The organism is Mangrovivirga cuniculi (assembly GCF_005166025.1).
GTDB classification, from domain to species: Bacteria; Bacteroidota; Bacteroidia; order Cytophagales; family Cyclobacteriaceae; genus Mangrovivirga; species Mangrovivirga cuniculi.
This window is the reverse complement of the sequence record NZ_CP028923.1, coordinates 188,923-201,270: the sequence shown is the minus strand read 5'-3', so window position 1 is coordinate 201,270 and position 12,348 is coordinate 188,923. Positions and strand designations below refer to the sequence as shown.

Annotated in this window: 8 protein-coding genes; 5 read left to right on the top strand and 3 right to left on the bottom strand. The window is 35.7% G+C overall.

What is annotated here, in order from left to right:
• Positions 1-70: 70 nt before the first annotated feature.
• Together DCC35_RS00915 and DCC35_RS00910 are read right to left on the bottom strand one after the other, a co-directional pair.
• The gene (locus DCC35_RS00915; RefSeq protein ID WP_137089009.1) at positions 71-1,231 is read right to left on the bottom strand and encodes a homogentisate 1,2-dioxygenase; all 1,161 of its coding nucleotides are present in this window, start codon (positions 1,229-1,231) and stop codon (positions 71-73) included.
• Between the two features lie 39 nt (positions 1,232-1,270).
• The gene (locus DCC35_RS00910) at positions 1,271-2,908 is read right to left on the bottom strand and encodes a S41 family peptidase (RefSeq protein ID WP_137089008.1); all 1,638 of its coding nucleotides are present in this window, start codon (positions 2,906-2,908) and stop codon (positions 1,271-1,273) included.
• Between the two features lie 135 nt (positions 2,909-3,043).
• Between DCC35_RS00910 and DCC35_RS00905 the strand changes: the two genes are divergently transcribed.
• The 3 genes from DCC35_RS00905 to def all read left to right on the top strand — a co-directional run bounded on the left by DCC35_RS00905 (position 3,044) and on the right by def (position 4,821).
• Positions 3,044-3,802: an iron-sulfur cluster repair di-iron protein gene (locus DCC35_RS00905; protein ID WP_137089007.1), complete on the top strand. Its 759-nt coding sequence runs from the start codon at positions 3,044-3,046 to the stop codon at positions 3,800-3,802.
• Between the two features lie 3 nt (positions 3,803-3,805).
• A complete protein-coding gene (gene ruvX, locus DCC35_RS00900) occupies positions 3,806-4,174 on the top strand; it encodes a Holliday junction resolvase RuvX (protein WP_317128966.1) in 369 nt (122 codons plus the stop codon).
• A gap of 95 nt (positions 4,175-4,269) precedes the next feature.
• Positions 4,270-4,821, top strand: a complete 552-nt coding sequence (gene def / locus DCC35_RS00895; RefSeq protein ID WP_137089006.1) for a peptide deformylase — start codon at positions 4,270-4,272, stop codon at positions 4,819-4,821.
• 30 nt (positions 4,822-4,851) lie between these two features.
• Here the strand turns inward: def and DCC35_RS00890 are convergent, their stop codons facing one another.
• The gene (locus tag DCC35_RS00890) at positions 4,852-6,213 is read right to left on the bottom strand and encodes a cation:proton antiporter domain-containing protein (RefSeq protein ID WP_137089005.1); all 1,362 of its coding nucleotides are present in this window, start codon (positions 6,211-6,213) and stop codon (positions 4,852-4,854) included.
• A 104-nt stretch (positions 6,214-6,317) separates the two neighbouring features.
• On the opposite strand from DCC35_RS00890, the gene DCC35_RS00885 reads away from it, so the two are divergent.
• Positions 6,318-11,429, top strand: coding sequence for an amino acid permease (locus DCC35_RS00885; protein WP_137089004.1), 5,112 nt, complete (start codon positions 6,318-6,320; stop codon positions 11,427-11,429).
• Positions 11,430-11,490: 61 nt separating this feature from the next.
• Positions 11,491-12,144: a hypothetical protein gene (locus tag DCC35_RS00880; RefSeq protein ID WP_137089003.1), complete on the top strand. Its 654-nt coding sequence runs from the start codon at positions 11,491-11,493 to the stop codon at positions 12,142-12,144.
• Positions 12,145-12,348 lie beyond the last annotated feature (204 nt).

Genomic DNA, 12,348 nt, shown 5'->3' with positions numbered 1-12,348 from the left:
ATCAGATTAGTAAGAAATAAAAAAAAGGAGGTCATTAGGCCTCCTTTTTAGTTTATAATTATTTCAAGGATTATTCATTCCAACTCATTGGATAATTTTTATCGAAGTAATCCATTCCTTTTTTTGTCACATATAAAGGACCAAAAGTATCAAGCATTACAGCAATTTCGTGTGTTTCTTTGGCGCCGATACTCTTTTCTACTGTACCTGGGTGAGGTCCGTGTGGAAGCCCGCCGGGGTGCATCGTAAATGATCCTCTGTCAATACCCTTTCTACTCATGAAGTTACCTTCAACATAATATAACACTTCGTCAGAATCAATATTACTATGGTTATAAGGAGCAGGAATTGCTTCCGGGTGATAATCAAATAATCTTGGCACAAACGAGCAAATTACGAATCCTGCGGCCTGGAAGGTTTGATGAACCGGCGGCGGCTGGTGTATTCTTCCAGTAATGGGCTCGAAATCATGGATGCTCAACGCATAAGGATACAAACAACCATCCCAGCCAACTACATCAAGAGGACTGTTTTCGTAATAATAATTATGTAAGTATCCGTCTTTTTTTACTTTAATAAGATATTCGCCTTTTTCATCCTCATGTACAAGTTCCTCAGGTGGCCTGATGTCACGCTCACAGTATGGAGAGTGCTCAAGTAACTGTCCCATTTCATTTCTGTATCGTTTGACAGTTTCTATGGGGCTGTTTGACTCAATAATCAATAACCTTAATGGTTTGTCTTCCCAATCGAACTTATAAATCGTCGTTCTTGGTATTACTACGTAATCACCCGGCTTAACTTCAATTTTACCAAATTGAGAAATCAAAGTTCCGGAGCCGTCGTGGATGAACACGATTTCATCTGCTTCACCATTTTTGTAGAAGTAATCCATACTTCTTTCTTCAGGCATGCAGATGGACATTGAACAATCTTTATTTTTTAATAGAGTAAGTCTGGAATCTAAATAATCCTTACCGGTGGTTTTCAGTCCGGAAGTATTTAAATGTGTTTGAAGTAATGGAGATTCCTCTGGCATTTCTACCTTATAAGGCTCAGGATCTCCCACTCTAATAACTTTAGTAGGAGGATGCTTGTGATAAAGCAATGAATAAATTCCCGAAAAACCGATACTACTTACCAATTCTTCTTCATACAAAGAACCGTCAGGCTGTCTGAATTGAGTATGCCTTTTATGAGGTATATCTCCCAATTTGTAATAGTAAGACATAATTAGGGGTTAGTTGTTGTTTAATATATCAATATAAAGTTACAATTTATCATTAAGCTTTTCAGCCTCTGGCAATAGTTTTAAAGCAGTTTGTAATGATTCGTTCATTTGATTGATAACAGGGTAATAACCATCACCACGCCAGATATTTCTACCAATCTGTGCTTTAATATGTAACTTAATTAAGTCAGATGCTTCTATTACTTCTGCATCTTTTACTTCCATTTCCGAATTTTGGGCTTTAATGATTAGCTCGTTAATCATTTTGTCAGAGACTTCGTAGTCATTAATGAATTTTCCGAGTCCCATTTTTTTGATCTCTGCCCTGTTTTCTTCAAGGTAAGAGATAACGTATGAAGAAAGAATATTTTTATAAATCAAGTTATTTAAAACTTCAGCTGTATTGGTAGTATCTAATGGAACAAATACATCTGGCATAATGCCTCCGCCTCCATAGACGATCCTGCCATGCAGCGTTTTGTATTCTAATGAATCATTTAATTGGGTACTATCAGGAGAAAAGAATTCACCATTTTCATACCGGTCCATTATATCATTCGTGTATTCGGAATTATCGCTATATGGTTTTTGAATGGATCGTCCGCTTGGTGTGTAATACCTTGATATGGTTAACCTGATAGTACTTCCATCCTTCAATCTTATCGGGCTTTGAACCAGCCCTTTACCAAAACTCCTTCTTCCAACTATCAATGCTCTATCATTATCTTGTAAAGCACCAGCGACTATTTCTGAAGCTGAAGCACTACCTTCATCTATCAGTACAATAACCGGCATATCTTTAAATAACCCTTTTGAAGTAGATTTATATTCATCATCGTATGAATCAATCCGGCCATCTGTATAGACAATCATTTTGTCCTCTTCGAGAAACTCGTCTGCCATATTTACTGCCGAACTCATGATTCCCCCGGGGTTTCCCTGAAGATCTACAATGAGATTTTTGACTCCTTTCATCTTCAATTCCCTTACCTTCTTTTCAAACTCATTATACGTTTCAAGTCCGAAGCGAGTAACCTTTATATAGCCTGTAGAATCGTTTATTTTATAGCCAGACTCAACTGTATATTGAGGTATTTCATCTCTTTCAATAGTAAAATCAAGAAGACTGGATTTTCCATTTCGTTTGATGCCTAAGGTCACTTCTGATCCTTTTTCTCCTCTTAATAGTTCAAAAACATCACGATTGGTTAAGCCTGTTCCGGCAATAGTATCACCGTCAACAGTCACTATTTTGTCACCTGAAATAATTCCAGCTGATTCAGAAGGCCCACCAATTAATGGAGCCACAACAGTGAGAGTGTCATTTAGTATTGTAAATTCAATTCCGATTCCTTCGAAAGCACCCTCAAATTGTGATTTTGTTAATTCTGCATCCTGTTTGGGGATATATACACTATGTGGATCCAGATCTGAAAGTATGGCCTGTATTGCCTTTTCTGATAACTCATCTTCGTTAACATCATCAACATAATGCTTTTGAATGTGTGCCATCACTTCCCTCACTTTGTCACCCATTAATTTCGGCTTAAAGCTGATTGGTGTTGAGTCGCTACTACTTAATGTAGTACCCATAAACATCCCCGCTACCACTGCAATTGCTAGGTATATCGGAAGCCTGACAAATTTTTTATTTCTTGACTTATTCTCCTTAAGCATATATATTTAATTCTAAAGCACTATAACAAATCTACATATTTAGTAAATATTTAACGCATTCAAACCACAACAGTTTGTTAAAGAGGTGACTTAAGTCAGTTATTTATCTATATTATACATTATCTTTGCAAAATAATGGACTACAAAATATACAAGTATAAGACTTTAAATGAATTAGTAGGAGCAAATCATATTTTTGCTTCAATTCTTAATGACTTCGGTATCAGGTTTTATGAATATCCTGAACTTACCCTTGAGGAAGTATGTAAGAACCGGGGGCTTTTAATTGAAAAAGTCATCAGTCAGCTTGAGAAATATAAGGATGACAACAGTATAGAGTCTTTAAAGCTATTTACCTTACCTGTAGATCTTATTATTGAATATTTAAAACACGCTCATCATATTTTTATTAAAAGAAGGTTGCCTTATATATCAAGTCTTCTTAGAGGAGCTGAAAAAGTTAAGCCTGAACACGAACAGATCATTCAGGATCTGAAATTCGTTTATCCCATATTTGTCGAAGATTTTATTCACCATATTTATCAGGAAGAGGACACACTTTTTACTTATATAACCAAACTTCAAAAAGTAGTTTCCGGAGATCTTCCTGCTGCTAAGTTGTTTTTTGAATTGGAGAAACATTCCGTTAGAAAATATGCTGTTGATCACGAGATTCATGAAGATGAGCTTGAGGGACTTAAGAAGATTACTAACAATTTTGATTTGAAAGATCAAAGTGACATTCACATGAATGTAATCATGAAAGAATTGCAGTCTTTTGAAAAAGAATTGAAGATCCACGCGTCAATAGAAGATGAAATTCTTTTTCCAAAAGCCTTGATGCTGGAAAAGGAAGTTAAAAAAATGCTTTCCGATAATAAAGGGTCAAACTGATCTATGGCGAGAATTTTAGCTGTCGATTATGGAACTAAACGGGTTGGCCTCGCAGTAACTGACCCATTAAAAATAATTGCAACCGGCCTGGATACAGTTCATTCAAAAGACGTTGTAGATTATTTAAAAAATTACCTTTCTAAAGAAGACGTCGAAGCATTTGTGGTTGGAGTTCCATATAAAGAAGATGGATCACCGACAAACAACACCCAGCACTGCAAAGGATTTATTACTACTCTCAAAAAGCAATTTCCCGGAATGCCTGTTTATGAAGTGGATGAAGCTTTTACTTCGGTCAGGGCTATGGAATCTATGATTGCTGCCGGATCTAAAAAAAAGGATAGAAGAAAAAAGAAAACATTGATAAGGTAAGTGCCGTATTGATACTTCAAGAATACCTTGAGTCTGTATCTTAACTATTTGAGGTATTTTGAGTAGATTTGCAGCTTTAAAATGAAAAGGTACTTATGATTTATCCGATTGTTGCATACGGACACCCGATTTTAAAGAAGAAAGCAGTAGATATAGAAAAAGGCACTGATATTAAAGAGCTTGTGGAAGACATGTTCGAAACAATGTATTCTGCAAGTGGAGTTGGTCTTGCTGGTCCTCAGATTGGCAAAGGTTTAAGAATCTTTGTTGTAGATGGAGAGCCTATGGAAGATGAGACCACTGAAGGCTTTAAAAAAGCTTTTATTAATCCTGAAATTATTGATGAAGATGGAGATGACTGGGCTTTTGAAGAAGGTTGTCTTAGCATTCCCGGAATTCGTGAAGATGTATATCGTCCAGAAACAGTTACCATAAAATATTTCGATGAAGACTGGAATGAACACACTGAAACGTATGAAGGTGTCGCTGCCAGGATAATTCAGCACGAATATGATCACATAGAAGGAGTATTATTTACCGACTACCTTAGTGGGTTGAAAAAAAGGCTTTTAAAAGGAAAGCTTAATAATATTTCAAAAGGAAAGGTCAAAGTTGGTTACAGAATGAAATTTCCTTCATTAAAATAAAATTCAAAGGGAGCTAATTGCTCCCTTTTTTTATTTTCTACTTTCTGCCTGTTCTATTCGGGTTCTTTCTGAATCCTCTGATGAATCTGTGGAAGTTGAATCATCGGGGTCATCCTGATCTTCATTTTTAAGCATTTTTAATTCCTCGTCTAATTCGTCCCAGTCGTCAAATTCAAGTTTTTCAATGTCTTCGGATTTATCGGATTTATCAGTGATTAAACCATAGGTCATTATTATGTTCGTCAACATAATTACATAAAGTAAAATTCCCGGTCTGAATTCTTCGAAAGTAAATTCAGCTGGGATGCTAAAGAATAATAATATTGTTATTAACCCTCTTGGAGTGACAAAGAACGCAGGTTTTAAAGATCTGTTAGAAAAGATTTTTAATAGTGGCCACCTGATTATATAAGTTGCCAATATAATGATCAAACTTACGATTGCAGTCTGAAGACTAAGAAGTGTGTCAAGTTTCAATGTCATTCCAAAAATGACGAAGAAAAATGTTCTAACTACAAAGGCAGTTTCAAGTGTTACTAAATGGAGGTCTTCGAGGGCTTCATTTAGTTTCTTCTCATTAGTGAGCCTTTTAAACCAACCTCTGAAAAATAATTTATGGTTGTTTAATATCAGACCGAACAACAAAATTATAATCAAACTAGATAGTTTGTAGTATTTACCTACAGAATATAGAAGGATCAAAAATGATATAAGCAAAAATAATTTTACTTTGGAATCCAGTTTTTGGATGAGATAAACTAATGCATACCCTAAAATAACTGAAAGTATTACTGTTAAGGTAATATTACTTGATATATCAACAAATACTTCTTTAGCATCGCTGGCATGTGCATTACCAATGATAAAATAAAAAACCATGATGCCGAGAATATCTGAAAAGGTAGCTTCGTAGATCAGAAACTCTTTTTTGGAACCAATTAAATTGGCAACACTAGGTATAATGATTGAACTACTCATTACTGAAAGAGGCACGGAGTATAATACCGCATTTAACATATCCATTTCCAGGAAATACACCAGGATATAGGCAATAGCAAAGCAGGTGACTCCAAGGCTGATAAAAGCCACAAGGAAGGAGTTTGTTATTAATTTAAGTTTATCACGGCCTAGTTTCAGATCCAGAGCTGCTTCAAGTACAATCATGATCAAACCAAGAATTCCGAGTATCTCTAGAGTCTTGAATAGAATGTTCTCAATATCAAGACCGATATATTTAAGTCCCTGATTAATTCCAATTCCGGTTAAAATCAATAATATTACACTTGGAATATTAGTTTTTTGACTCACTATATTAAATAAATAGGAGACAATAATTATCACTGAGGCAGCGATAACAAGAATATAAGGTGATAATTGGTTTAACTCTTCCATGTAGTATATTTTACAACAATCCTGAAAATTAAAGTTTCAGGTTGCATTCAAATTATTAAATTAACGATAACTTTAGATATTTTATATAATAAAATTTGACCTTTATGGCCAAAATCAAAAAGTTTGGAACTTTTGGTGGTGTTTTCACCCCATCCATTTTAACTATTTTAGGTGTTATAATGTATCTGAGGTTACCAATGATAGTCGGTTCTGCCGGACTTTGGTACACTCTCGGTATTATTTTAGTAGCACATATTATTTCAGCCAGTACAGGACTAAGTGTTTCTTCCATTGCGACAGATAAAAAAGTTGAAGCAGGAGGAACATATTATATAATAAGCCGAAGTCTGGGATTACCTATCGGTGGTACTCTAGGGCTCGCACTTTTTGTAGGATTGTCATTTAGTACCTCTCTGTATTTGATCGGTTTTAGTGAAAGTTTACTTTCTTATTTCGATCTGCCTACTGACAAAAATACCATCCGGCTTGTAGGAAGTATAGCCTTATTTACGGTAACAGCGATTACTTTTATTAGTACGTCCTTAGCAATAAAATCACAGTTCTTTATAATGGCAGCAATTGGATTATCCTTGTTGTCAATATTTATTGGAAACGATGCTCACGAAACATCCAAGCCACTTTTTGAACCCTTCAGCGGAGAAACCAGTATCATGCTTCTTTTTGGTATCTTCTTCCCTGCTGTTACAGGTTTTGAGGCTGGTGTGTCTATGTCAGGGGATTTACAAGATCCGAAAAAGTCAATTCCTGTTGGTACAATATCCGCAATCGTATTTGGACTGATTGCCTATATAATCATTGCAACTTTTTTCGCTTTTACAGTCGATGGCGAAGCTTTAAAAAACAATCCAAATGTACTTTTTGAAATTGCATGGATACCTGAATTGGTAATCGCTGGTGTTTGGGGAGCAACGATCTCTTCTGCATTGGGAAGTATATTGGGGGCTCCGAGAATCCTTCAGGCTACGGCGATTGATAAAATCACATGGAAATGGTTTGCAAAAGGTACCGGCGAAGCAAATGAACCAAGGAATGCTCTAATCCTGACTTTTATAATTGCTGAATTAGGGATTTTGATTGGAGAACTGGATGTGATCGCACGAATTGTCTCGATATTCTTTATTACCACTTATGGTTTTATCAACCTCAGTTGTGCATTTGAAAAACTAACCAGTGCTGATTTCAGGCCTCAATTCAAAACTCCGGCCTGGGTAAGTATCTTAGGTGCACTTGCCTGTTTAATAGTCATGATTCAACTTGACCTGCCTGCAATGATTGGCGCTGTGGTTCTATTAGGCGGAATATATGTTTATTTCAGGAGAAAGCAGATGGTTCTTGAAAGTGGGGACTCATGGAGTGGTGTTTGGTCTTCACTGGTGAAAAGTGGATTACAAAACCTTACTCAAAAGCAAGAGCATTATCGCAACTGGAGGCCAAACAGTCTTGTTTTTTCAGGCGATGAAGTTCAAAGAAAGCATTTAATTGAGTTTGGGACCGCTATTAGCGGAAGACTCGGCATAATGACTGCCTTTGAATTAAAAGAAAAAGGAGACGCCTTAAGAATAAGCAGTGAGGGTGAATGGAAAGATATTGCAGATACAGGCAATGGTTATTTTAAATATACTGTCGACTGCAAAAAGATTTATGATGGAATGGAAGGTCTCATCAGGGTTTATGGCTTTTCAGGAGTAAGGCCTAATACTGTTTTGATGGGATGGACTGCAGATGAGAGCAATAAGGAAGATTTCAGGCAGTTAGTTCAGACAATTCATAAGGAAGACCTAAATGGAATCTGGCTGAATTACGATAAGGAAAAAGGCTTTGGAAGGAAAAAATTTATCGATTTGTGGTGGAAAGGAAAAGGCAAGGGACTTACTTTCCATTTCAGTCTGCTAAGACATTTACAAAGCTCTCCTGATTGGAAAGACGTTAGAATCCGTGTTCTTGCCATTAGTCAGACTGCCGATCAGGATGAAAAGTTATATTCCCTGTTAAAAAGTACCCTGGAAAAGTTCCGTCTGGATTATAAAATCAAGATCATTGATAATTCCCTGGAAAATGGTCCTGTACCAGAAATAATGGAGCGGGAATCCAAAAATGTAGATCTTGTTATAGTGGGCCTTGATGAGGATGAAATTGATAAAGAAGAACATTTTATTAAAAACCATCTTTTATCAAACAGGCTCGGAACCAGTATCCTTACTCTTCCATCAGAAAAATTTGAAACAATCGCTATTGATAGCCTGACTACTAAGCGAGCACCTGTTTCTGAGGAAAAAAATTATCTTGTTGAATTGCCAAGACTGCTTCCAACTCGATATGAAAATATTAATTCTGATGTGATGCTCATTGATAAACACGGGTTAAAAGAACTCGATGTTTTCTTTGCAAAAGGAATAGGAGAGCTTCACGGAAACTACAATGAATATATTCACAAGTGGGAAAAGCAGGTTAATTCAATCAAGGATCATCTGAAAAAGGTAAAATCTACAGATGCTGATTATCGTGCTCAAAAGCAGCTTATTAAAATCAAAAACGATTTTTACTACCACAGTAAAGAAATTCTGGAACAATTATCAGAAGATGGATTACAAAATAACGGTCAGCGAATGGAGGTGGCCGTCAATTGGTACCTTGATAAACTAAAACAAGATATCGAACGAACTCCTCAAAACATTTCTGTAACCTTTAAAACTGAGGATGTAAAGATTAATAAGGGAGATTCTTTTGGACTGAGGGTATATAAAAGATGGTTAAGTATAAAGCGAAGTATGGGCGTCCAATCGATCAACAGGAAAGTATTGTTCCGCAAGACAGTTGAGTTTGCACTATACGGACAGTGGCAAAGATATCTATCAGGCTGGTTGTCTGAGGTAAAAAGATATGAGAGAGATAATTTAAAGAATATCCGGGGTTACCTGATTGGTATAGACCAGGCATTACAAAAGCTTCATATTAAGATTGATCAGGAAAAGAATGAAGAAATAGATATTGAGGCACTTCTTCAACCTGTTTATGATCAATTGGATAAAATGAAAGAGGTTGAACAAAAACAATATGAAAAGCTTCAAAACAGGTTAAGGTTACTCTGGAGAAAGATGACTCAGGAACTGGCTTTCAATCTGTCGAAGCTTAATGTAAAACCACTTTTATCAAATCTTGCAAAACGCCAAAAGGTTTATCAAAATATTGAAGTTAATAATAGAAACTTCAGCAGTTCAACCTATGAGGAGTTGAGTTGGTACATTGGCGCTCTAAATCTTGAAGTTCAACTCAATAGCTTTAAATATAGGGTTCGACAAGAAATAATGGAGTTTATAGAGGCTCTGGAGAATGATACTAAACACCATCTCATCAGGCCAGCAGAAAAATTAAAGGCTGAAATTGAAGAATCATCTGAAGAGGTTGGTAACGATGTCGAGTTAAAACTAAAGTTTGAAGGTCATTCAGCAATGGACCTGGAAACCCGTTTTTCTGCTGTTTCAGAAACTATAACGGATTTATTCAGACAATTACCCGAGGAAAGTGAAGTATTAAAAACCGGTCATCTGTCGCAGGACAGAAAGTTTACAGGTGAGCCGGAACCTGTTACGATTGAAGTAAAAAGGATTTCCGAGTTTTTGATCGACTCAAAGCTCATCGTTCCAGCTCAGCAAGAGGTAGTTCAATTTGAGCAGGTGATCATAAAGTATAATAATGCATTTAAAGACCTTGTAAATCACACTAACTATCAACATGATTTTATTTTAACAAATAATAAACTAAGTGAGGATAAGGAAGAAAAGGAAAAGGCGGTTCTGGATCAATCCGCAAGGTTGATAGAGCAAGACGTTGAAAAGTTAAAAGAAGAGATCAACAACGCAACACGTAAAATAAAAGCAGATCTTGAAGAAGCACTTGACCCGCTTTCTGTATTTATTTTATCCGCAAATACAGAAGACTATAAACAGTTTATTGTTGATTATAAGAATAAACAAGTAAGAGGTAAATTCACTGAATGGTCTGAGAAATTAGCTACAACCGCCCAGGAAAAGCTTACCAGGTTACTGTATTCTAAAAGTAAAGGTGTTATTTTGGCGAAAAGCATTGTTGCTAATGGACAGGATTTTTATACAGTCTCTTCAGTCTTGTCATTTGTTGAAAAAATTAGTCCTGATAGAAAGATCATTGGTAAACTACCGGTTTATTATCAAAATCTGTTTAGCGGTCGATCTTTTGTGAGTGGGGATTTCTGGGTAGAAAGACCTGAAGAAATGGCTGTGGCAAATCAGGCATATAAAAGACATCAAAAAGGGCTTTCTGGAGGCCTGATCATACTGGGTGAACGAAATGCTGGTAAAACAGCTTTAGCCAGGCAAATAGCCAACAAATTTTTTAGTCATAAGCATACCTACCACTTAAGGCCTATGGCTGATGGCACTTCTTTAGTTAAGACATTTGAAAAATCTCTAAGAGACGTAACTGGTTTTAATGGCAATGCTGAAAGAATTTTTCAATCGATGCCTCATGGTTCTGTATTAATGATCTGCGACCTTGAGCTGTGGTGGACACGTAAAGAAGGTGGTATGGAAGTGATCGACCTTATAACAAATGCAATTGATAAATATTCTGAAAAGATATTTTTCATGATCAATTGTAATCCGTATTTCTATAGATTAATGATCAACCAAAGAGATTTTAATAAGTATTTTCTTAATGAATTATACTGTAAACCATTTGATGCCGAAGAGATCAAGCATTTATTATTATTGAGACATCGAAGCAGTGGGATTAAGTTTACCTGGAAAGGTAGAGAAGAAGATGAGATCTCTGAAATGAGACTTGCGTCCTTGTTTAATGCGTACTTCGATTATTCTAACGGCGTACCTGGTATAGCTCTAAAATCATGGTTAGCCAATATTTCAGCAGCTACTGATCGCAAAATTGAAATCCAGACTCCGGACAAAACAGGTTTTAAAATATTGTACAATATAACCGATGAAGACCTGTCTTATCTCCAGCAATTTGTGCTGCATAAGAGATTAAGCGTAAACAGAATGGCTAAGATAATGTTCAATGACAGACAAAACTGCCTAATCAAACTGGACAATCTTAAAAGACAGGGACTGGTACAGGAAAAGAATAATAAAATCTTTGGGGTAAACAGTCATGTTGAACATTTTATCATTCAGGTATTAAGAGAAAAAGAATTTATTTAAGATGAATTATATTTTAATATTCGTAATAGCTTGGGGTGCTTTTCGCCTAATCAACAAGATAGTGAGACTGATCTATGGCCAAACGGACAAAAAGATTTATTTCAGCTTGAATCTGGCGTATCTTGAATTGATCTTTTACACGAGCTTTTTCTTTTTCCTGGTATGGAAATTCACTATCCAGTTTAGAGAAATTCCGTGGTCTTTTAGTGTTCCAATCATTCTGTTGATAGTCTTAATCCTTTGGTATGTACACCGAATCGCATTAATGGGAGTTCTTTTCAGATATCATTTTAATTTTAAGTTAGGAGAGGGCATAAAAACAACTCATCTTGATGGAAAGCTGGTCGGTATGTATCTATTATTTGTAATTATAGAGACCAATCAGGGTGACCGGGTTAAGATTTCTTATGATCAGATATTAAGCAATTATATTTATAAAAAGCAAAGTGCAGAATATAAAAACCGTAATCTGGTTAAGCTTTTTGTTGAAGCTGATTCTTTTCAAACGCTACAAAATAGAATCAGTGAAATAAAAGATTATACTCTATCACTTCCCTATATTTTAACAAAGCATAATCCAACAATTACTATCGTAGATGAAAAAGAGGGTATTTATGAGTTGGAATTAGTTGTTCATACTATCAATGACCGTGCGGCTAAAATACTTGAGGCAGCATTGGAAGATAAATTTAATCTACCATCAGTAAAACAATAATCAGTAAGACTAAAGGAATACCGTAATATTTCAAGACGAGTAATCTGTTTTGTCTTTCTGCCCACCATAAAGCTCTCCAGGGCTCAATTAACCCAAGAACAATACAGAAGGCTAAAAAATAGATCGTAATTTTTATTACCAATAAAAAAAAGGTTGTATCCATTATTTAAAGATACAACCTTTTTCAATTTCTGAATATTTATA